Source organism: Anaerococcus sp. Marseille-P3915 (assembly GCF_900258475.1).
GTDB lineage: Bacteria > Bacillota > Clostridia > Tissierellales > Peptoniphilaceae > Anaerococcus > Anaerococcus kampingae.
The window spans coordinates 833,767-857,204 of the sequence record NZ_LT984887.1; the positions used below are offsets into that span (position 1 = coordinate 833,767).

A 23,438-nucleotide genomic window follows, 5' to 3' on the forward strand; every position below is an offset into this window, starting at 1 on the left:
TTCCTCCTATAAGGCAGATTTTCTAAGTGTTTCTTTACTTATCTTACCAACGCTTGTCAATGGCCAAGCATCAACCTTTTTAACTAAATCTGGTAATTTGAAATGGGCTACTCCATGCTCTTTTAGAAATGTTCTGATTTCATTTAGAGTAATCTCGTTATCTCCTGAAAGGACAAAAACTCCTATTTTTTCTCCTAAAATTTGATCTGGAATTCCTACAACTTGTACTTCTACAATTTTATCGTGAGTTAATAGAATTTCTTCTAGCTCTGTAGGGGTTATTTTTTCTCCAGCTCTATTGATCATTTCTTTTAGCCTTCCTACAATTTGAAAATTACCATCTTTAAGCTTTCTAGCTTTATCACCTGTTTTGAAGTAACAATCTTCAGTTATACAGTTCTTATTAATTTCATCCAAATTATAATAACCATAAATTGTATATGGGCCTCTAACTATAAGTTCTCCATACTCCTCTACAGGTAATTCTTTCCCTTCTTCATCAACAATCAATACCTCATCATATTCACTTATTGGTTTACCTTGTGTATTGTATATAGTTTCACTATTATCATCTAAACTTGTAGTTGATATTAAACCTTCAGCAATTCCAAAAATTTGCTGAAGCTTACAAGAAAAACCTCTCTCGATTTTCTTGGCTGTAATTTGGTCTAAAACAGAACCACCAATCTGAATCAATTTTAAAGAGGATATATCATATTCATCCATTTCTAAAAACTCTATACACATATTAGCCATGGCAGGAACTAATCCAGTAATTGTAACTCTCTCTTCTTCAATTAACGGTATTATCTCATCAGGGCTTGTAGTAGGGCAAATCACTATTTTCCCTCCATAAAACAATGTTCCCATTATTCCAGGGCATCCTAAAGGAAAGTTATGAGACATCGGTAAAGCAGCTAAATATACACTTTCTTCAGTTAACCCACACCTTCGTCCCGAATACTCTGCTACATATAAGTAATCACAGTGTCTCCTTGGGATTAATTTCGGTATTCCTGTTGTTCCTCCAGATAACAATAGTAAACCTATGTCTTTATAATCAACATTCACATTTTCTTCAATAGGCGTATTTGCTTTGATTTCTGTTAGAGATCTGAACTCTTCATTATCTCCCTGAATAAAAACTTTTATATCTGTTCTATTTTCTTTAATAACTTCTCTAATCATTTCCGTATAAGAAAATCCTAAATACCTATCTTGTGCGATATATGCCTTTGCTTCTGATAATTGAATTATTCCACTAATCTCCGTCTTTCTATGAGCTGGTAAAGACATAATTGGAATTACTCCTATTTTAAAAAGAGCAAAAGCCACAAAAATCAATTCAGCACTGTTTGGTAGTTGTAATACAACTTTATCACCCTTTTTAAAGCCTTCTTTTAAAAATCCCTTTGCATATCTATTAGAGATACTTTCAATCTCTTTATAAGAATACTCGTTTCCATTTTCATTGATGGCTATTTTTTCACTATATTTATTGGAAACTTTAGTTAAAAAATCACCTAGAGATAAATGATTCCAAACCTCTTTGTCATAGAAGTCTTCTAATTTTTCTTTAATTTTTATATTCATTTTTCCTCCGTTGTGCAAATTGCCCCTATATACCCTGAATTATCTCTAATCATTCTAAGTTGTTTATTGTAGCCTTTACTATCTCTTAACTCAGCCCAATTCTTGCTAATATTTATAACTTCTATCTCCTTAGTATCTCTGATTAGACCAATACCATCACATTTTAAGTAAGCTTCCTTAATCGTCCATAATTCATAAAATTTGCAGAAATCCTTATCTATATATTCAATTTCTGAATCTGTAAAACAATTATTTACTATATCTTTGTACTCAAATCTCTTATTTATCCATTCTATATCTACGCCTATTTCTTCTTGAGAGAATCCAACTATTACAAGACCATCTGTATGGGAAATGTTGAACTTTATTCCTTTATTGTTTTTAACAAATGGTTTTTTGTACTTTCCATTTAATACCTCTATTTTTTCAACATCTTTTCTTAATATAAAGGAAAAAACTTTATTTACTACGCTTCGAGATACAATATAATTTATCCTTGCTACCTCTGATTTAAATCCTTGAGCATGTTTAATTTCTTCCTTTTTTAAAAATTTTTCTGTATAATATTTATCCTTAAATTCAGATGTGTTAATTGTTAATAAAGCTACTTCATTATCAAAAAACCTATCAACAATACAGTCGATTTCATCAAATTTAAACACTTGTAAAATTTTTGTATCCATTCTAATCGTTGATATATTTTCTCAATTCTTTAATTACATCTTCTTCAGAAGTGTTTATAAACATATGTTCTCCTTCGATGTACTCATATGTGAAATTCTTTGTCGTATATTCACTCCACTTAGTCATTTCTTCTAAACTCATTTCCTTATCAATTTTTCCCATCAAGCCTAGTATATCACTATCAACTTTTTTATATTCTTCATCTTGATAGTCCTCATCTATGATAAAATCTGCTCTTAAAGTAGGTAAAAAGATACTAATTAAATCCTTGTTATCTAATATTTCATCAGGAGTTCCACCGTATCTTCTCAATCCTTCTATAAATCCATCATCATCTAAATGGTAGATAGGATTTGGCTCTTTATAGCATGGCGCCCTCCCCGCTGAAATAATTAAGCCTTCAGGGTTTGGAAGCCCACTCTCTTTTATTTTCAATGCTAATTCATAAACTATCTTAGTCCCCATGCTGTGTCCAAATAAATAATATGGTGATGTAAAGTCAAAAACTGTTTTCATAGCTTTAAATAGTTCTTCAACTAATTCTCTGATATCCTTAATAGCTTTTTCAGAAAACCTATTTTCTCTACCTGGATATTGAGCAAAATACACACCGCTATTTTTAAAATGTCTTCCCCAATTTTTAAAAGAAGAAGCTCCTCCTCCAGCATAGGGAAATATAAAAATGGTATTCCTACTCTCTTGTATTCCTATTTCATTGCCATGTACAAACCACTTACTCAAATTATTACCTCCTGAAAAATATTAAATATTAGCATTTGTTAGTTTAAGCTAACTTAATAATAGCATATATTGATAGCTTTTTTCAATATCTATTGATATTTTTTATAAAAATATATTTTACTATTTACAAAATCTAATTATAGTTTTCAAACTAGATATATCTATTGTTTGTTTTCCATCGCTCCAAGCATTTTCTGGATTTAAGTGAGATTCTATTATGATTCCGTCAGCACCTGCTGAAATTGAAGCTTTAGATAAGGGGCCTATTAGTTCCCTCTTTCCTGTTGCATGACTTGGATCTGCGATTATTGGTAAATGTGTAATATTTTTCAAGAAAGATATGGCAGCTATATCCATTGTGTTTCTTGTATAATTTTCGTAAGTCCTAATTCCTCTCTCACATAAAATAACTTTTCCATTGCCACCAAGCATAATATACTCAGCACTTAATAAAAATTCTTTTATCGTTGCACTTAATCCTCTTTTAAGTAAAATAGGCTTATCTAGCTTCCCTAATTCTTTTAATAGAGAGTAATTGTACATATTCCTAGCACCTACTTGTAAAATATCAACCTTATCTATCATATAGTCCAGTTCTCTGATATCCATTATTTCCGTTACTACAGGTATCTCAAGCTCTTTACCAATCTTATTAAGAATGTCTATTCCCTTTCTACCTAAGCCCTGAAATTCATAAGGAGATGTTCTTGGTTTAAACGCTCCTCCTCTTAATATATCTGCTCCTGCTTTTTTTATACCTATTGCTATATTTCTTACAATTTCTTCTGACTCAACAGAACAAGGTCCTGAAATAACAACAGGTTCTTCTCCTCCAATTTCGATCCCTTTTACATCAATTATGGTTTTCTCTTTATATCTTTTTGTTACTAAATATCCATTCTCAATAGAAATATCTTTTGTATTTAGAAAAGCTTCTTCCTCATTTTCTATCTTTGAACATAAAGTATTATCAAAAACATTGATGATATAATAATCTTTAATATCATAATCTTGAAATAGAATATCTTCTTTTTTTAAGTATTCCACACATGCTTTAAAGTCTTTTTTTCCCTTCAGAATGTATTGCATTTTATCACCCCTTTTCTACTTTTTAATTAGGGATTCAATGGCTTGTAAATAACCTTCAAACCCCTTACCGTAGATTGTCATCTCAGCATGTTCTGAAATAAATGACTTTTTCCTATAATCCTCTCTATCCATTATGTCTGTTAAATGAACTTCTACCGTTCTTATTCCTACAGCTTTTAAGGCATCTAAAATAGCTATGCTGGTATGAGTATAGGCGCCTGGATTAATCACTATCCCATAATATCTACCATAAGATTTTTGAATTATGTCTATTATCTCTCCTTCATGATTAGATTGGAAAGTATCCACTTCAATATTTATCTTATTTGCATATTCTTTGATCTCCCTACACAAATCCTCATATGTTTTTACTCCATAGATTTCCGGCTCTCTAATTCCCAACATATTAAGGTTTGGACCATTAATAACTAAAATTTTTTTCATAAACTTTTACTATCTCCTCTACTGTTTCTAGAAGACTTTTATTATTTTTAACCCTATAATCTGAAAGTTTTTTATAAATAGGATTTCTTTTCTCATAGATATTATTCAATCTATCTATTCCTCCTTGCGAAAGAGGACGTCCCTTGGTGTCAAGTTGATCTAAATCTCTCTCTATATAAATAACTTGTGAATTGTATTTTAGATATCTCCAGTTTTCTCTATCCTCAATGACCCCTCCACCAGTAGAAAACACTTTTGAAAAAGATAATAGCTCTTCCCTTACTACTTCCTTTTCAAGTTCTCGAAAAAAACGTATCCCATTTTTTTCAATTATTTTTTGAATAGTCATTTTATGAAGATTTTCAATACAATTGTCAATATCAACGAATTCCCTGTTGATTCTATGTGCTAACTCTCTTCCTATTACAGTTTTTCCACTACCTGGCATGCCAATCAATACGATATTTAATAATCTTTTTCTTATCTTTCTTTCTACCTCATCTATTAAGCTATCATCTATTTTCTTACTCAAGAATATTTCCGCAGCTTTTTTCCCTTGAGCAACTAGCATTGAAAGACCTGAGTTTGCCTTACACCCTAGTTCATTTGCTTCTATCATCAGCCTCGTGTTTAAAGGATTATAATTTAAATCAATGACATGCTTTAATTTAATCAGTTTTTTTATTTCTACAGGAAAGCTTTCATCAACAAGTGGATAAACTCCTATTGGTGTACAATTTATAAGTATCTCTGTGTCTTTAATAAGTTCTTCAATATTATGGTTTTTTATATCTTCTCTAGAAATTATTTTTATTGATTGACATTCTAAATCTTCTAGGACTACCTTACTCATCCTTGCTGTAGCTCCTGATCCAATGATAGAAAACGGACTTTCTTTCTTTATGGATTTTATCTTCTTAATCATGTGTAAAAAACCATAATAATCTGTATTATATCCATACAAACTGCCATTTTTATTTACTATCGTATTTACACAACCTGTCTTTCTTGCACTTTCATCTAGCTTATCACAATATTCTTTTGCCATTATCTTATATGGATTTGTAATGTTTAAGCCTTTAAATTTCTTTCCACTTAAAATTAATCTTATATCTTCTTCACTACATTCTACTAATTCATATTCACAGTCCCCAAAATACTTGTGTATCATTGGAGAAAAACTATAAATTAGTTTTTTCCCTAGTAATCCATATTCCATACTTGCTCCTCTAACTTGCTATCTATAATAAATAGTCTAATACTACTAAAGACACTATCGCCTCAACTACTACAACACCTCTTATTGCTATACAAGGATCATGCCTTCCTTTTATTTTTATCCTAGTATTGCTCATTGTTTGTATATTCACTGTTTCTTGTTCCTTCCCAATAGATGGAGTTGGTTTAAAGGCTACCTTTAAATTTATAGGCATTCCACTGCTTATTCCACCAATTATTCCACCAGCATGGTTAGTCTTGGTCTTTATTTCTTTTCTTTCATCAATATAGAAGTTATCATTGTTCTCTGAACCTAATTTCAAAGCACCCTCAAATCCAGATCCGAATTCTATTCCTTTAACTCCCGGTATGGCAAAAGACATCTTAGCAATATTATTTTCTAAACCATCAAATACAGGGTTTCCTACCCCAGGTGGCAAGCCAAATACAGAACACTCTACTATACCTCCTGTAGAATCCTTTTCTTTTACTAACTCCTGTAGGACCTTATCAATTTTTTCCATATTTTCCTCATTAATTATGGAATATCTATTATTCTCAGACTTCTCTACAGCCTTCTGTATGTTTTCTATATCATTATGTCTTGTGTCTTGAATTTCTCTAATTCTATCTAGGTGAGCAGATACGAGAATATTCTTGCTTTCAAGGATTTGCTTAGCGATACCTCCAAAAGCAGTTAAAATTGCTGTTAGCCTTGCCGAGAAATGCCCACCACCAATTAAATCTATATGCTCTCCAAATTTTTTCTTAGCTGAAAAATCAATATGTGAAGGTCTTGGAGTATAGGCTAAGGTTTTATAATCCTCCGGTCTAATATTATTATTCTCAATAATAACTGCCAGTGGATCTCCCATAATAATAAAATCCTTTATCCCTGATAAAAATTTTATTTCATCTCTTTCTTTTCTTTGAGTTACATATTTCCCAGAACCTGGTTTTCTTCTTGCCATAAATTTGTCTAGTTTTTCCATATCAACTTTTTGTCCATGGGGTAATCCATCTATTACTCCCCCAATAGCCAAACCGTGAGATTCTCCAAAAAGGCTTATTTTTATGTTTTCTCCTATACTAACTGATGACATCAAAGATCCCTCCTACTTTTTTAAAGTCCTCAAAAAAATTAGGATATGATTTATTTACCGCTCCTGCATTTACTATCGAAACAGGTTCTTTACATCTAATAGATGCCATGGTTACTGACATAACAATTCTATGGTCATTAAAAGAATTCACAATTCCACCATCTAAAATTTCCTTCCCTTGAATAATCAGTCCATCCTCTCTTTTTTTTACGTCTGCCCCTAAACTTTTTAACATCTGAAATGTACTTTCTATTCGATTGCTTTCTTTAAGTTTTAGTCTTTCTCCACCTTTTAAAATACTTTGTCCTTTTGATAATGCAGCCACTACTGATAAAATTGGAAATAAATCAGGTGTTTCGGAAAAATCTACTTCAAAGGAGTTTAAATGGCTTCTATTAGAACTTATAAAATCATCAGAACAGGTGAGAATTGCTCCAGCCTTTTTAAGAATTTGAACTATCTTTTTATCCCCTTGACTAGATTCTAAATTTAAACCAGACATCTTTATTGAGTCTCCTAAACAACCTCCTACAAGAAAGAATGCTGCATTAGACCAATCCCCTTCGATTTGATATTCTTTAGGTGGGAGTATCTTGTCTCTCCCCCCATATATTTCAAATACACCCTCTTCTAACTCATTAACTATTATTCCAAAATCTCTTAATACTTTTATTGTTATATTTACATAAGCCCTAGATTCTAATTTAGTAGTAAGATATATTGAACTTCTTTGATCTAGTAGTGAAGAAAGCAAAAGCAAGCCACTGACATATTGAGAACTAATATCACCACTAATTTTAAAAAAATCAGTGGTCACATTTCCTGAGATGTTAATTGGAAATCCCTTTTCCTTGAAATATAACCCTGATTCTTCTAACGTTTCGATTAATTCTCTAATCGGTCTTTTTCTAAGACCCTCAGAACAATCTACTGTTGCCTCTTTTGAAAATGTACTTACAAGTGGTAAAAGTAATCTAAGTGTTGTTCCACTCTCTTTACAGTGTAATTCAACTTTAGATTTCTTTATGTTTCCAAGGCTTGTAATTCTAATTGAATCTCCTTCCACCTTAGTTTTAGCTCCTAATTTTTCAATACAAGTAAGTGTAGCTTCTATATCTTCTGATATTGTATTTACCTGTTTTAATATAATTTCTCTGTCTTTTGCTATTCCACTTAATATAATTGCTCGATGTAACAGCGACTTTGATGGTATCGACTTCATCTTTCCCTTAATTTCATTCGGCTTAATTTTTACATTCATTCGACAACCACCTTTCATAAGCAATGTTTTAACACTTCTAATAGGTTAGACTTATCTACAATATCAATTCTGCAATCACCTATTAATTTTGGATATATAATATTTATCTTGTCTCCATTGCTTTTCTTGTCTTTTAAAATTTCGCTGTAAAGTTCCTCTGCACTATAACTACAATGTGTTGGTAGATGATATTTTCTAAGTATTTCTTCTACTCTTTTATAGGTTCTCTCATCTGTTTTTCCCATATTGTAATATCCTCTAGTTATCATTGCCATTCCAATTGCAACACCATAGCCATGTGGTAAGGTATAGTCGCTTAGTTTTTCTAAGGCATGACCTATTGTATGACCAAAATTTAAAAGTTGTCTTTCTTTTGTTTCTTTTAAATCCCTCTCGACAATTTCCTTTTTAATTTCAACGCTTCTTTTTACAATCTTCTTTATTATTTCTTCATTGTTTAAATCGCTTTCTATAATTAATTCGAATAGTTTTCTATCTTTTATAATCGAAGCTTTAATTGTTTCAGACAGTCCATTTAGAAATTCTTTTTGAGGAAGGTTTTTTAAGTAAGTAAAATCTATAAACACAGCTCTAGGATTATAAAAACTTCCGATTAAATTTTTCCCGTCTTCTGTATTGATTGCCGTTTTTGATCCAATGGATGAATCAACCATAGCTAAAAGACTAGTAGGTATTTGAATATAATCTATGCCCCTCATATAAGTAGAGGCCACAAATCCAGCTAAATCACCAACTACCCCACCACCTAATGCAATAATTAAATCATGCCTATCCGCTTTTATTGAGGTCAAATATCTTATTATTTTATAGTATGTTTCTATATTTTTGGACTTTTCTCCTGCTTCTATAACATACTTATAAAGCTTATAATTTTTTAAATTAAAACTGTTGCCTATAAAATGGTCCACATTGCTATCTGTTATTACTATAATGTTCTTGTACTGTTTTTTGCTTGAAATAAATTCATTTAAGTTTTTTAAAGCTACGCAATCTAAATATATTTTGTATTTAGATTGCGTAGTGTTAATAAATATATCCATCTCTTAATCTTCTATATAAACTAACTTGTCTAAAATGCTTCCTGCTTTTTCTTTAGTTTCTTCTAATTCTCTTTCTGCTTTTGATAATTTTACAATTCCAGCACCTACTCGAATCCATGTTTCTTTGTCTGTTTGAAATGCAGTTCTTAAAGCTAATGCCACATCCATTGTTCCATTTTGATCATAAGTTAGTACGCCTCCGCTATATAATCCTCTTTCGTCTTTTTCTAACCTATCTATAGCATCTATACACTCTGCTTTGGGTATTCCAGATGCGGTAACTGCCGGGAAAAGAGCAGTAAATGCATGCCATTCATTGAATTCTTCTTTAAGCGTCCCTTTCAACCTTGATGCTAGATGCTGAACTGAACCCCTCTCCAAAACCTCCATGAATTTAACTACCGATATACTATCCTTTATACAAACTTTTTCTAATTCTTCAAAAGCTAACTTAACAGAAACAGCATGTTCAGCAATCTCTTTAGGATCTTTTAATAATTCACACTTTAATTCCTTATTCTTTATAGGATCATCTGTTAATGCTCTGGTTCCAGCTAGAGGAAATGTGTATACTTTTTTTTCTTCATCCACCTCGACAACTGTTTCTGGACTAAAACCTATAACTTCAACATCACCAATTTTCAGACAATATGAACGTGCAGGGGTATTGTATTTTCTCCCTAATAAAAAACTATCTTTTAGTAAGATTTTTTTCTCTAACTTAATTTTTCTGGACAAAATAACCTTATCATACTTATCATTATTAATTTCTTCTATTCCTTTAGAAACAATCTCTTTGTAGTATTCACTATCTATTGATTTTAGCTTTTCTAAATCAACTTGCGAAGTATTTTTTTTCAACTCTTCTTTAGTAGAATTTATTGTACATTTCTCCACTGCTGAAATTATTTCGTCAATATTATCAACAGATTTTACTTCTATCGAACCTTCTAAAATTCTAATGTCGGTTCTTGGAATAAACATCTTTAACAAAACTTCCTTATCACTCACATTTTTCAAAAATGTATGCTTTGCATAATTAAAATCAGCGATTCCATACATTCTCCAGTCAGTAAAGTTTATATTTTCGAAAACCTTCTTCATGTCTTCACTTAGATCGCTTACCTTATGTTCTACAGTATCACCATTTTCAGTTATTAGGATTTTTTCTGTATACACTTCAATTCCAATATATTCTCCTATAGCAACTGATATTTCATTGAAATTTTCATACACCATATAAGGTTGAATTTCATTAGCTACATCTTCTATTATTTTTATCGCTAATACAAATGAATTCAGATTGTCATTATCTGAAATATCTATAGTGGCCTTATCATAAGTTTCTCTGTTTATTTTAGGCATATTATCCTCCTTTATTAAGTTAGTCTTGACTAACTTAATTTTAACATATATATTTATGAAAATCAATATGTCACTTCAAATAATTTTAAAATTTGTAAAAAAGTATAAATTTCTACATAAAAAAAAACAATTCTAATTAAATCAACTTAGGTTTACCTAATAATTTAATTAAAACTGCCTACCTGAAAATATTTGCTTATTTTTTACTGCTTTCTTCTATAAATGCTCTAATCTTTTTAAATGTTTCATTTGATATTACATGTTCAACACTACACGCTTCTTCATTTGCTTGTTTAGGTTCAACGCCTAATTCTAAAAATAGATTATAAAAATAAATATGTTTATTATATAATTCTTTACCTATTTTTTCTCCTTTTTCCGTTAGCTTTATTGACATAGATTCCCTGTACACATACCCCTCATCTATTAAATTATTTATAGCCACACTAACTGATGGTTTGCTTAACTTCGTATAGTTAACAATATCTTTATTATAAACATTCTCTTTTTCTCTCAATAAAACATAAATTACTTCAATATAGTGTTCCTTAGAAAAAACTTTTCTGTGAAGCTTACCTCCCAAAATCATACCCCTTTTCTTTTTTATATTTTAATGTATACCCCATTAAGATAATTATAAAATATATTCTCTAACATTACAAATATATTAAAACCACTTAACACTTGTTCAGCAAGCACAGTAAGTGCATATGCACTTACTAAAAATGGAATAAAAATACTACGAATATATCGCTTATTTTTTCCATTTTACTTGTTGGGGAATATCCCCAAACCCCTAAATTTATAATAATTAAATTCAGCAACAAACGCTTATAATAGCTTCAACGTAAACTTGAATATTATCTCAAAAAGTGATAAAATATCAATAATAAAAATTTAAATCAGGAGATTCCCAAACGAAATATATAGAATAAATTAAACCTGTAAGTCAAGTTATCCTACTTGAATTTACAGGTTTTTCTTTTTTATTTCGATTAATAAATTTATTAGGAATAGGAACTTCAAGGAAGTTTACTACGAGCTCTATCTATATAATTATTATCACATAAGAAAGAGGTATTGAGAACAAAATGTAGTATTTATTATTACAACTACAATATACGAGGAGGTTAAATTATGACAAGTAGATTTAGAAATAACGGAATCTATTTAATGTTATCTGATGAGGAGTTAGAATTGCTAAATGAAAAATATAAAGCATCTAAGTGTAAAACTCTTAGGCAATTTATTATGAAATGTATTTTAGAAAAAGATATTTATGTATTAGATATGGATGTCTTTCGTGAAATGTCAACAAATATAAGTCGTACTTCAAATAATATAAATCAAATTGCTAAAAGGGTAAATACTACATCAATTATATATAAAGATGATGTAGAAGATTTAAAAAGCTTATTAGAAAATCAGGCAAAAGATATTTTCTCTATACGTAAAAAAATATACTCTCTTACTAATTCTAATAGCATAAATACTGAGAAAGAATAATGGCAATTACTAAAATTCATCCTATAAAATCCACTTTAAAAGCAGCACTTGATTATATTATGAATAGTGATAAAACAGATGGAAAAATTCTAATTTCCTCCCTAAACTGTAACCCTATAACTGCTCATTTAGAATTCGAACAAACAAAAATAGAATGTAATTCTAAAGCAAAAGTTTTGGCAAGACATTTAATTCAATCTTTTTTCCCCGGAGAAACTACTGCTGAAGAGGCTCATCAAATAGGTATAGAACTATGCGATAAAATCTTAAAAGGAAAGTATGAATATGTTCTTACTACCCATATAGATAAGGGTCATATTCACAACCATATACTATTTAATAATGTTTCTTTTGAAACTGGTAAAGCATATCAAAGTAACAAAAAAACTTACCACCAAATTAGAAATCATAGTGATGATTTATGTAGAAAGTATCAGCTATCAGTTATAGATGAAGATTATGTAAAATTTAAAGAAAAGTATAAAACCAATGGTAAATCCTACAAAGAATATATTGAATTTAATAAAGGAAAATCTTGGAAACATAAACTTCAAATTTCTATTGATCATGCTATTAATAAAGCAAATAGCTATGAGAATTTCTTAAAGCTTATGGAAGAATATGGCTATGAAATTAAACTTGGAAAATATCTTTCTTTCAGACATAAAAAACAAGGAAAAAAAGGGAGGTTCATTCGTGCGAGAGAAACTACTCTTGGAAAAGATTATACAAAAGAGAAAATAAAAGAAAGAATTGAAAATAAGGTAAATGAAAATTACAAAAATAGTGAAGTACATTATGCTAAAAAATCTTACAAGAAATTTGATAATATAATAGACATAGAAAGCAATGAAAAGGTTAAATCTTCTAAAGGTTATGAAATATGGGCTAGAAAACATAATATGAATACTATGGCGAATACCTTAAATCAGCTTAGAAAATATGGTCTATCATCTAGTATGGATTTGGAAAATAAACTCCAAGAAGAGGCTGTTAATAGGCAAGAAATCCTAAATAAAATTAAGGATATAGAAAAAGTTATGAGCGAAATTTACGCAGCTATTGAAGACATTAACACTATAAAAATAAATAAGGTTATCTATAAAACCTATAAAGAAAATCCAAATGATAAAAATTTTTATAGTGAATATAAGCCTCAAATTATCGCATATGAAAAAGCAATAAATACTTTAGAAAAGTGTCAATATAAAAATCCAAGTATAAAAGAGTTGTCAAAATTATATGATGAATACAAAAATAAAAAAGATATTCTTATGGATGACTACGCCAAAGAGAATATATTGATAAATGAATTGACTCAATTAAGAAAGAATACTGATAAGTATATTTATAATGAATTATATAAGTAAGGATCTGGTGTATCAACTTCTCCGGTAGTGTGGAAAGTTTTGTGTATCAGCCCTCCTGATAGGATGTGGCTGATATTTTTCAATATGACCCATCATTTTCCCTTAAAGACAACCAATAAAAAAATATAGGAGGCAGACTAAAACCTGCCCCCTATAATCTTTTACCTTTCTATGCTATTATCCTTTTTCTTCTTTTCATCCACTTTCATATTCCCTTTAGTCTTAAATTCCTTTAATTTCCCTATTGTTGATGCTTTTGCTTTAGTATGCTCTTTAGCTTTTAATAACTTTGCAGAGTATACTTTTAGACTTGTGTATTCCTTATTATCCTTTCCCATACTTTTCTTTAATTTTCCAAATAGGTGTACAAAATCTCCTTTTTTCAAATTTTTTACTTGATTGATTTTGTCATTATAGGCGTAGCAGCTGATGAATTTTGCATTTCCTTCCTTGTCATTTTCAGCAATAGAAAAGGAGGCTACTTTAAAGTCCCTCCCATCTTTTGATTTTAAATCTTTAATTTCTATATCAGTTGCTATATTTCCATCTATATTTAATGTATCCTTTTCTTTATTATCTATATCTTTCATTTCTTTATCTCCTTGTTCTTGATTAACTTCTAAATTTTCTTTTAACTCTTCTTCGTCTATATATTCAATAAACTTTTCATCAATAAGCCCCATAACTGAATCGTTCATATAATTATCATAGGCATTATTAAGAACATTTTCATTTTCTACTCCTGTTTCAAGAGATATAATACCTTTTACAAATTCTTTATGATTATATTCTGCTAAAAAATCTATTGTATTTTTCATGCTTTCAAAATTTGTATTTTCCATATTTGCTATTGTTTTTATATCACTTGCGTATCTAACAGAATCCCATTCATACTTTCCACTTTCTTTGTTAAACTCTACTCCTGTGGCTAAAATAAATTGCTTCCCGTCAAATAAGGTAGCTTGATTATCTTTCACATCCAATACCATAGTGTCTCCAAATTCAGTTTCAATTACATTTCCCTTTTTTATATTCATTTTTATTCCTCCATTTCTATTTTTATCTTTCTTATCTGTTAAATCTTTTATTTCTTCTTCCTTTCCATCACTAATAATAAATTGTTTTATTTCTTCAACTGTTGGATCATCAATTGTAGTCTGAATAAATTCAACTAATTTATCTTCTGAATCGGCAAAATTTTTAATTCCATATTCAACTATATTGTTGATTATTCTTTGAGTATTACCATCAAAAGAAAAATTTTCTCGAATAAATTCATTAAATCTATCTCTATCAAATTCCATATTCTTTGTCCTCTAATAATCTCATTTAAAGTTTTATCTGCCACATGGTTCACTATTATTTATTTCTTTTATATTATTATTTACTACTAAATTTCCCTTATATTCCTTTAATTTATCCATAATAGATGTTTTTTCTTTCCTTTCAAAATCTCCTATTTCCTGCACTTTACTATCTCTAAAGTCAGCATCATTTCTATCTATTATTCCATCTAAATCCATATCTTTAGATAATGGATCATAGAAGTTGCCATCATCATCTATTTCAAGTCCCATTACTTCTCTCAGTTTTTCTTCATTTACTGATACAAGCTCACTAAAATTCCAAAAGCCAATAGATGTCTTTATCTTTACTAGCTCTTTTAAATCACTTGCATCTAAGGGATCATAGGTGTATTGAAAGCTGTCAATTAGGTTCTTATCTACATAGGTGTTCATCTTGTAATTTATTAAATCTAAACTTACTTGTATTTCATGTTTTTCATCTGGTGTAGTTGTATAAGCTACTCCTATATCTGTTAAGTCAGGAAATATAGTATCAAAGTCCTCTAGCCTGTTTTCTTCATCATATTCTCTGTTAAGGAAGTCTATCAATTCTTCCTTTACTTCTTCTAGTAATGGATTATCTTGGCTTATATCTTCACTTTTTCCCATATCTAGTAAATTATTTACTTCTGCAAGTCTTAGTGTCTTATCCTTTAAAAGTTCAGCTTGTGGAAATGTCTTTTGTATTTCAATTTTAGCTGTTTGAAATTGCTCTTCTGTATCTTTTAGTTTTGAAATTGTATTTTCTAATCTTTCTGGTAATTTATCCAATACATTATCCATTCTTGTTATATTACCTATTTCATCTGTTCCAAACTCTCCTCTATATTCTCCCTTACCTTTTAATATAAAGTTATATTTATTGAAAAAAGAATCGTATTTTATGGATAAGCCAAAATTTCTATATTCACCTATTTTTTCTCCATCTTTATCCATTTCCCTATATATTTTAACTCCCTTAATTTTGTTCAACAAAAACTCTCCAGCTATTTTCTTATCTATATACTTCTTTCCGTCAATAATTAGAGAGGTAAATTTATTATCTTCTTTTAAATTTTTATCCAATTCTCTATAAGGCTCAACATTTTTAATATCTTCCTTTAAGTTCTCTATCCTTTCTTTTAATCTTTCTATTTCCTTTGGATAAAATTTAACTACTTTATCTTCCAGCTTGTAAAGATTTGATTTAAAATTGGACTCTAGCATTTTAAGTTTAGAAACTTCAACATCAAGGTCCATCTTCTCCTTTATTAATGGATTTCCTGTTGCAAGAGCTTTGATTTCGGCATAGTTTAATGTGGCTTCGTCTACATCTTCTGCAACTCTTACAGGAGTCTTTGACGTCATAATTTGGGAAATATATTTTTGTTTATTCTCTAAGGTTTGGAATAGGTAGGCATCAAAAGTATTTTCTGTTACATATCTAAATATATGGACTTCCTTATTCTCATTTCCCTGCCTAACAATCCTGCCTGCCCTTTGAGAAAGATCAGCAGGTCTCCATGGTATATCAAGATCGTGAATTGCAATTAGTTTGTCTTGGGCATTAGTACCTGCTCCCATTTTCTGTGTTGAACCAAGTAAGACTCTTATTTCTCCTTTTCTTACCTTATCAAAGATAGCGTCTTTTTCCATATTGTTTTTTGCCTTATGAATAAATTCTATTTCATTTTCAGGTACTCCCATATCTATAAGTTTTGTTTTAATATCATCATAGATATTAAAATCACTACTTGGTGTAGACATATCACAAAATATTAATTGAGCAGATTTTTTATCTTTATATTTATCCCAAATGCTAAATACATTGCTTACACAGGCATTCACTTTACTATTCGGATCATCAGAAAGTAAAGGATTGATTAACCTTTGGTCAAGTGCCATTTTCTTTCCGTCATTTGTAATCAAAAGCATATTATCAACGCTTGCGTCCACTTCCTTATTTCTAACCTTATCTGCTCTCTCGGAAAAAGTTTCAAGAATTTCTTTTTGTTCTTCGGTAGGCTTTGTTTTTATAGTTTCATAATGGGCAATTGGTGTAGGAAGATTTAAAACATCAGCTGTTTTAATATCCATAAATCCTTTTACAGTATTCATAAGTTCAGGAAGATTATAAAATTTTGCAAATCTGGTTTTGCTCCTATAACCATTACCCTCAGGATTTAATTCTATTGCCGTTATTGTTTCTCCAAAAGTAGACGCCCAAGAATCGAAATGTTGCAATTTCATCTTTTTTAATTCATCATACTGTAAATATCTCTGCATGGTATAAAGTTCAGCCATACTGTTGCTTACTGGTGTACCTGTGGCAAATACTAATCCTTTATTATTAGTAATTTCATCCATATAGCGGCATTTCATAAGCATATCTGATGATTTTTGTGAATCTGTAGAAGTAATTCCTGCTACATTCCTCATTTTAGAAAATAGATAGAGGTTTTTGTATGCGTGGGCTTCATCTACAAATAACTTATCTACTCCCAGTTCCTCAAAGGTTACAACGTCATCTTTCTTATAATCAGCATTTAATTTTTCTAACTTTGTCTCTAATTTTTTCTTTGTTTTTTCTAATTGCTTTACAGTAAATCTTTGATCTCTTTCTCTTTTATATTCATCTATATAGTCAATGATTTCATCAATTTGACCTTGCAATTCATATTCTTGTCTTTCTTTTGATATAGGAATTTTTTCAAATTGACTGTGCCCTATAATAACAGCATCAAAACTTCCTGTAGCAATACGACTACAAAATCTTTTTCGTCTATCTGGTGTGAAGTCTTTTTCTGTAGCACATAATACATTAGCTCCTGGATAAAGTTCATTAAATTCTCTTCCAAATTGCTCTACAATGTGGTTAGGAACAACAAACATTGACTTATTACTCATCCCAAGTCTTTTTGACTCCATGGCTATACCTATCATTTCAAAGGTTTTTCCTGCTCCTACTTCATGGGCAAGTAAAGTATTTCCACCAAACAAACCTCTTGCTATGGCATCTTTTTGATGTGCTCTTAATTCTATTTCAGGATTCATTCCTTCAAAAGTAAGATTAGATCCATCATATTCCCTTTGTCTTATGGAATTGAATCTTTCGTTATAATCTTCTACTAATCTATTTCTTCTTTCCACATCATCAAATATCCAGCTTTTAAATTCTTCTTTTATCATCTCTTGCTTACTTCTTGCAAGCATTGTTTCTTTTTGATTAAGCATAGATTTTTTCTTTCCATCACTGTCTTCTACTTGGTCAAATACCTTAGTATCTCTTAAATTTAAAGTATCTTCTATCAATTTGTAGGCATTTACCCTATTTGTACCATAGGTAAAAGAAGCAAGGTCATTGTCCTTATCAGAGCTTTTTCCTTCAACTCTATATTCTCCTGTAAAGTCAGAATACTTAATATCTATATTCCACCTTGATGAAACTGGTGTTTTCAACAAATCAAACATAAATTTTTTGTAATCTTGTTCCGGTATCCATGTTGCACCCATTCTAACTGTAATCTCACTTGCATCTAGTGCTTTAGGCATTACTTCCACTAGCTTTGCTTTTTGAAAATGTAACTCTTCTAATTCTTTTTTTAAGAGTTTACTATCCTCTAGATTTTCTTCCTTTCCTAACTCTTTTTCGATGTTTTTAATATAAGAGTCTACAACTTCAATTTTATCTCTTATATTTCCTGACAAGTATTCATCAGCACTTACGTAAGGTCTTGAAAAATCTCCTAGATCCTTAGCAGACTTAAATGGATTTATATCATTAGGTTCAAAGGAATCTAAATTTAAAAATATTTCTCCCTTTAATTCTTCTATTAATTTATCTCTTGTTTTTCCTGTCAATTCTTCCATATAATCAAAATTTATTTTACCTTTTTGACTAATAGAGAGTACCAGAGCATCTATTGCCCTATCTGTATGATCTATTATTACAGCTTTTTTTATAGTTCTCTTGTTAAAGATATCAGATTTTCCTATAAAGTTACCTTCTTTATCTAATTTCTCCAAAGTTGAAATTAAAGAAAAATTGGCATCTTCTCTAAATAATTTTTTATTGGTTTTTGAATTTAGTCTTCCGTGTTTGCTATTGAAATCATCGTAGAATTTATTTAGATTTTCTTGTTCTTTTTTTATCTCTTCATCTGAATAGTCTTCTTTTTGATAGGTTATAACTTTCCTAAGACTTTCATTTAATCTTAAATATTCTTTTACCTTATCTTTATCCTTTTGGTTTAAGGATATTCTTTGCATAATTGAATTTTCTCTAAAATATATTTCATCATCCACTAAAGCAAAAGAATAGTTTTTAACACTATCATCAGCTGGTATTGTTTCTTCTCCTAAATCATCATTTATTTGAGCTTCTTCATACATACCTTGGATATTTTTAATGGCTTTTTTTAGTCCTTCTTCTAAAGAAATATCTTTATTTTCAATACATGCAAGGCTTGTCCCAAATCTTGACGGTATTTCTTCCATAGTCCCTATTACCATCTGAGGATTATCTACAAAGTATTTATTATATATTAGTCCTTTTTGGTCTTTATCTAGCTTTATCCAGTCTTCATCTATCTTTAATAGTCTATCTCTCTTTTTTAAAAAGATTATATCTGAAGTTACTTCTGTTCCAGCTACCCCTTTAAATGTAGTATTAGGTAGTCTTATTGCTCCCAAGAACTCTGCCCTTTCCGATATATATCTTCTAACATCTTCACTTTTTTTATCCATTGTTCCTGAAGATGTTATAAAAGCAATTATGCCGCCATCTCTAACCTTATCTAAAGTTTTAGCAAAAAAATAATCGTGAATTAGAAAGTTATTTCTTTCATACTCACGATCTGCTACTTTAAATTCTCCAAAAGGAATATTTCCTATGGCCACATCAAATAGGTTATTAGAAAAATTGGTTTCTTCAAATCCTTTTATTTGTATATTGGCATTAGGGTAAAGTTCTTTGGCAATTTGTCCACTAATCCTATCTAATTCAACTCCATAAAAGTTTGACTCTTTCATTTCTTCAGGTAGATTTCCTATAAATCTTCCTGTCCCAGCACTTGGTTCTAATATATTTCCTTTTTCAAATCCAAGATTAGAAAGACTTTCATAGATAGAGTCTATAACTACTTTCGGCGTATAAAAAGCCGTTAAGGTTGATTCTCTTGCCCTATTATATTCTTCCCCAGTTAGATTTTCTTTTAAAAAGTTTCTTGCATCAAGCCATTGACCTTCCTTTTCTTCATCAAATACATCAGAAAGTCCTCCCCAGCCTATATACTTTGCTAAAATTTCCTGTTCATCTTTTCTTGCACTTCTATTTTCTTTTTCTAAAGCTTTTAAGACATTTATAGCTTCAATGTTGTTTTTTAATCTCTGTGAAGGTGGTAGGTTTTCTTCTTCATTAATAATTTTATAGTTTTCTAAAGAAACTTCAGAAACCCCTTCTATATTTTCTCTATCAGTCCTTATTAAATCATTATTTTCTTTCCATTCCTTATATTCTTCTAACTTCTTATCAATAGTTTCTTTTCTATGAGTGGTTAATTTTAATGCATTACCATCTCCGTCAATTTTGTCAATTCCTTTGAGGTAAGAAAAAGGTAGAGTAAATTCCCTATGATTTTTTGGATTAGATGAACTATATACTAAAAATTCTTCCTTTTCATTATCAACACTTACTATAAACTGATTAGCAACAAGAGAAGATTTATTATTTATTACATCAAGACTTTTATATAAGAGCCCTGAATTGTCTTTTTTAACTTTTTCTTCGTTATTATTGTCAATATCTTCAAAGCTGATTTGTTCTACCAGTTCCTCTTTATCAATAGATTGTTTTTCACTAGATTTATATACTTCTAAATCAAGATCTTTGTAGTCATTAAAAAGAATTGTTTCACTTCCGGTAATAAAGCCATTCATTAGTCCTGTGCTATCTTCTAGTTCTATAGTTTTAGGACTTGTAGTATCGTTAATGGCGGTTATAGTGTATTCTTTCCCTTTGTATTTAACACTCATACCTTCTTTAAATGGATTTTCTTCTTGCCTTGTTCTATCATTTTCTATTTGCTGATTTAAATATCCATTTAAAAGCACTTCTCTATGTTTGTCATCAAGTAAATAAGGTAAGTTGCTTAATATGTCCTTATAACTTTTATATTTTATAGCTTGATTAAAATTTAAAATATATCCATTGTATCGTAAATTTTGTCTTAGAGTTTTTTCTTTTATATCTAAGATTAGCTCTACATCAAAGCCTTCTTTTCCATCGATTGTCTCCTTAATACTATCTGGGATTTTTAATAGTCCTTCTTCTATTTTCTTTGATAGTAGTAAGTATTCTTCATTTTGAGGATCAAAATAGTATTCTCTTTTTTCTTTGATATCCTTATCTATTAACTTGGAAAGAACTTCTTTTTTATCTCTTATTTCTTCAATTTTTGATTTTTCTTCTTGCGATAAATTTATATTAAAAGTAATTTTATTTTCTTCATTTATATGTGCTAAATTTTGATATGCACCACTGATTTCAAGATTTTTATTAAAAACATATATATCATTATAATAATCCGGAAATTGCTGATTAAAACTTTGAACATCTATATCATAGCCTTTCTCAAATTTTGTAACTTTATCATCAGCAATTTCAAATAATCCTTCTCTTTCCAATTCTAATACATCATTTAAATTTGTAAGGTTTACTTCTTTCATTTTGACAGTAATTTCATCAAACAAACTGTCTATTTTTCTGCTATCCTCAAAAGATTTCCCTTTATATAAATTGTAGATCTTTCCTTGTGAGTTTTCCTTTCTTGGATAAACTCTAATTCCTGTTTCTTCTAGTTCTATATCCTTTGTTTTCTCTTTATCTACTAAAGCATAATAATATCCTACTTTTACTGCTAATTTATCTTCTACAATCTCTTTTGTTAATTTTTCTTCTACTTCATTTCTTAATACTTCTAAAGCTTTTAAATTGCTTCCTTTAAAGGAATGTGAAAATAGTTTTAAGTCCTTATCAAAATAGGCATCATATGAATAATATGTTATTGGATTATGGTTATTATCATATCCACTGGAAATATTTTTTATTTTTAAATATTTATTATCCTCTGTTTTAACTATATCTCCCACTTTTATAGAGAGTATCTCCTTATCATCTTCTATATTATTTTCAAGTGAATTATTTAAATATTCTCTATATCTATGTTCTATCCTAATGCCTAATTCTTTAACCTTATCTATTGACTTCATATCATCTGGAAGATTTTCCTGCTTATCGGCAACTTCTCTCATGATTTTTGCATATTCTCTTTGGAATACAGAGTTAAAACTTGCTAAGGTATTATTTCCTAAGTTTTCTCTTGCCTTTATAATTTCATTTTCTAAAACTTTATCCTTAACTAATACATCAAAAATTCTATCTTCAATTTGATTTATTGAAATTATTTTTTCATCTATCTTATTTCCTTCTATAGTTTGATTAAGTTCTATCTGACTTTTTCCTATTTGTTCATAAAGAAATTCAAAGTCTCTTTGGTTGATCTCATTTCCATCACCTATGTCTATCTTATAGTGATCAACTATTTTCCCATCTACTATATGGTTAAAATAGAATTTGGAATACCCCTCCCACTTATCAGTCATCTGCCCATATTCATCTTCTCCTAAGGTCTTATTATGAAGTCTTATCTTTTCATCTATTTCCCTTATTTCATCTAATAGTTCTTTAGTCAGCCTTTGTCCTGCATAATCTTTTTCTATTAGACTTGAACCCTCATTAAACTCAATTATCCAATAATCATCTTTTCTATGGCTATCTAAATCAAAACCTATATTCTCTTTATTTTTATTAGGATAAAATTCCTTAAATTCTTCAAAACCATTTACTATATCATAATCTATAACTTCTTTGTTAGAATTAACTACAATATTTGGAATATCATCATATCGACTTTGACTTTCTAAAAGGTAATATTCTCTTCCTTCTATTTCTTCCTTTTCTTTAATATAAAAAGTGTCATGTATTCCCTCAAGAATAATTCCATCGTCTAACTGGTCTAATGGTATATCTAATTGTTTTTCAAAGGCTATGGAATATATTTCTTCTTTTAAAAAGTTTGGCATAAATTCATCATAAATGATAAGTTTTCCATCATCACCTATACTTGCTACAGACTGTCCTTGATAATAATATATAGAACTATTATTTGTTCTTTCTATATATACATCATTATCAGTTGGAGGCAAATCATCTTGATAATTTATATACTCCTGGCTTTCTTTTTCTGTTTTATTTATTTCCTGATCTGTTTTTTTCTTCCTATTTTCTTCAAAACTTTCTTCATCTATATATCTATTCTTTTTAATAAGGTCATTAATTCTTCTTGCAACATTAGACCAAGATAGTAGTATTTCTTTTGCATTACCTTTATTATATTTTATTCCCTTCGCATCGTGCCACTCACCACTTTCTCTTGCAGCAGATAGTGCATGAGAACTTCCACCTACGCCATATTCATTTTTCAAGAAATCTGCTTGTTCTTTTAAATCATGCTTTTCAGTAAAAAATTCATATATTCTTTTCTTTCCATCAGAAAACCCGCTTCCTCTTTTTAGGCTTTCATCTATTTCATCTTGTGTTATAAAACTCTGAATAGGTG

General features: G+C 29.6%; 15 protein-coding genes. 2 read left to right on the top strand and 13 right to left on the bottom strand.

The genetic code is table 11. The features are described 5' to 3' along the window. Positions 1–6 precede the first annotated feature (6 nt). The 11 genes from C8269_RS04175 to C8269_RS04225 all read right to left on the bottom strand — a co-directional run bounded on the left by C8269_RS04175 (position 7) and on the right by C8269_RS04225 (position 11,148). Positions 7–1,593, bottom strand: coding sequence for a (2,3-dihydroxybenzoyl)adenylate synthase (locus C8269_RS04175; protein WP_004837824.1), 1,587 nt, complete (start codon positions 1,591–1,593; stop codon positions 7–9). Continuing rightward, positions 1,590–2,276: a 4'-phosphopantetheinyl transferase family protein gene (locus tag C8269_RS04180; protein WP_002842315.1), complete on the bottom strand. Its 687-nt coding sequence runs from the start codon at positions 2,274–2,276 to the stop codon at positions 1,590–1,592. Before C8269_RS04180 ends, C8269_RS04175 begins: the two co-directional genes overlap by 4 nt. Position 2,277: 1 nt before the next feature. Next, complete coding sequence (locus C8269_RS04185; protein ID WP_106460516.1) at positions 2,278–3,018, bottom strand: thioesterase II family protein; 741 nt, start codon at positions 3,016–3,018, stop codon at positions 2,278–2,280. A gap of 120 nt (positions 3,019–3,138) precedes the next feature. Then, positions 3,139–4,107, bottom strand: a complete 969-nt coding sequence (gene aroF, locus C8269_RS04190; RefSeq protein WP_004837825.1) for a 3-deoxy-7-phosphoheptulonate synthase — start codon at positions 4,105–4,107, stop codon at positions 3,139–3,141. Positions 4,108–4,122: 15 nt separating this feature from the next. Then, positions 4,123–4,551 (bottom strand): type II 3-dehydroquinate dehydratase, encoded by a 429-nt coding sequence (aroQ, locus tag C8269_RS04195; RefSeq protein ID WP_004837826.1) that lies wholly within the window; start codon positions 4,549–4,551, stop codon positions 4,123–4,125. Further along, positions 4,529–5,770, bottom strand: a complete 1,242-nt coding sequence (locus C8269_RS04200) for a shikimate kinase (protein WP_004837827.1) — start codon at positions 5,768–5,770, stop codon at positions 4,529–4,531. The genes aroQ and C8269_RS04200 overlap by 23 nt, the downstream gene beginning before the upstream one ends. A gap of 22 nt (positions 5,771–5,792) precedes the next feature. Next, positions 5,793–6,872, bottom strand: coding sequence for a chorismate synthase (gene aroC, locus C8269_RS04205; protein ID WP_106460517.1), 1,080 nt, complete (start codon positions 6,870–6,872; stop codon positions 5,793–5,795). After that, complete coding sequence (gene aroA / locus C8269_RS04210; protein ID WP_234025831.1) at positions 6,859–8,133, bottom strand: 3-phosphoshikimate 1-carboxyvinyltransferase; 1,275 nt, start codon at positions 8,131–8,133, stop codon at positions 6,859–6,861. The genes aroC and aroA overlap by 14 nt, the downstream gene beginning before the upstream one ends. 14 nt (positions 8,134–8,147) lie before the next feature. Continuing rightward, the gene (gene aroB, locus C8269_RS04215; RefSeq protein ID WP_060800190.1) at positions 8,148–9,194 is read right to left on the bottom strand and encodes a 3-dehydroquinate synthase; all 1,047 of its coding nucleotides are present in this window, start codon (positions 9,192–9,194) and stop codon (positions 8,148–8,150) included. Positions 9,195–9,197: 3 nt separating this feature from the next. Continuing rightward, positions 9,198–10,559 carry a salicylate synthase gene (locus tag C8269_RS11005; protein ID WP_106460519.1) on the bottom strand — a complete coding sequence of 454 codons (1,362 nt, stop codon included), beginning with the start codon at positions 10,557–10,559 and terminating at the stop codon, positions 9,198–9,200. 196 nt (positions 10,560–10,755) lie between these two features. Beyond that, on the bottom strand, positions 10,756–11,148 hold the full coding sequence (locus C8269_RS04225; RefSeq protein ID WP_004837832.1) for a metal-dependent transcriptional regulator: 393 nt from the start codon (positions 11,146–11,148) through the stop codon (positions 10,756–10,758). A gap of 548 nt (positions 11,149–11,696) precedes the next feature. On the opposite strand from C8269_RS04225, the gene C8269_RS04235 reads away from it, so the two are divergent. Then, positions 11,697–12,065 (top strand): plasmid mobilization protein, encoded by a 369-nt coding sequence (locus C8269_RS04235; protein WP_035111045.1) that lies wholly within the window; start codon positions 11,697–11,699, stop codon positions 12,063–12,065. Next, complete coding sequence (locus C8269_RS04240) at positions 12,065–13,435, top strand: relaxase/mobilization nuclease domain-containing protein (RefSeq protein ID WP_106460520.1); 1,371 nt, start codon at positions 12,065–12,067, stop codon at positions 13,433–13,435. The genes C8269_RS04235 and C8269_RS04240 overlap by 1 nt, the downstream gene beginning before the upstream one ends. 161 nt (positions 13,436–13,596) lie before the next feature. Here the strand turns inward: C8269_RS04240 and C8269_RS04245 are convergent, their stop codons facing one another. Further along, positions 13,597–14,739 carry a single-stranded DNA-binding protein gene (locus tag C8269_RS04245; protein ID WP_106460521.1) on the bottom strand — a complete coding sequence of 381 codons (1,143 nt, stop codon included), beginning with the start codon at positions 14,737–14,739 and terminating at the stop codon, positions 13,597–13,599. Positions 14,740–14,772: 33 nt separating this feature from the next. Beyond that, a complete protein-coding gene (locus tag C8269_RS04250; RefSeq protein WP_442778140.1) occupies positions 14,773–22,902 on the bottom strand; it encodes an SNF2-related protein in 8,130 nt (2,709 codons plus the stop codon). Positions 22,903–23,438 lie beyond the last annotated feature (536 nt).

Bases quoted from the DNA above. Each gene is read 5' to 3' on its own strand.
- aroC (WP_106460517.1), bottom strand. From the start codon at position 6,872: ATGTCATCAGTTAGTATAGGAGAAAACATAAAAATAAGCCTTTTTGGA.
- C8269_RS04225 (WP_004837832.1), bottom strand. From the start codon at position 11,148: ATGATTTTGGGAGGTAAGCTTCACAGAAAAGTTTTTTCTAAGGAACAC.
- C8269_RS04245 (WP_106460521.1), bottom strand. From the start codon at position 14,739: ATGGAATTTGATAGAGATAGATTTAATGAATTTATTCGAGAAAATTTT.
- C8269_RS04235 (WP_035111045.1), top strand. From the start codon at position 11,697: ATGACAAGTAGATTTAGAAATAACGGAATCTATTTAATGTTATCTGAT.
- aroQ (WP_004837826.1), bottom strand. From the start codon at position 4,551: ATGAAAAAAATTTTAGTTATTAATGGTCCAAACCTTAATATGTTGGGA.
- aroF (WP_004837825.1), bottom strand. From the start codon at position 4,107: ATGCAATACATTCTGAAGGGAAAAAAAGACTTTAAAGCATGTGTGGAA.
- C8269_RS04240 (WP_106460520.1), top strand. From the start codon at position 12,065: ATGGCAATTACTAAAATTCATCCTATAAAATCCACTTTAAAAGCAGCA.
- C8269_RS04180 (WP_002842315.1), bottom strand. From the start codon at position 2,276: ATGGATACAAAAATTTTACAAGTGTTTAAATTTGATGAAATCGACTGT.
- C8269_RS11005 (WP_106460519.1), bottom strand. From the start codon at position 10,559: ATGCCTAAAATAAACAGAGAAACTTATGATAAGGCCACTATAGATATT.
- aroB (WP_060800190.1), bottom strand. From the start codon at position 9,194: ATGGATATATTTATTAACACTACGCAATCTAAATACAAAATATATTTA.
- C8269_RS04250 (WP_442778140.1), bottom strand. From the start codon at position 22,902: ATGCCAAACTTTTTAAAAGAAGAAATATATTCCATAGCCTTTGAAAAA.
- C8269_RS04200 (WP_004837827.1), bottom strand. From the start codon at position 5,770: ATGGAATATGGATTACTAGGGAAAAAACTAATTTATAGTTTTTCTCCA.
- aroA (WP_234025831.1), bottom strand. From the start codon at position 8,133: ATGAATGTAAAAATTAAGCCGAATGAAATTAAGGGAAAGATGAAGTCG.
- C8269_RS04175 (WP_004837824.1), bottom strand. From the start codon at position 1,593: ATGAATATAAAAATTAAAGAAAAATTAGAAGACTTCTATGACAAAGAG.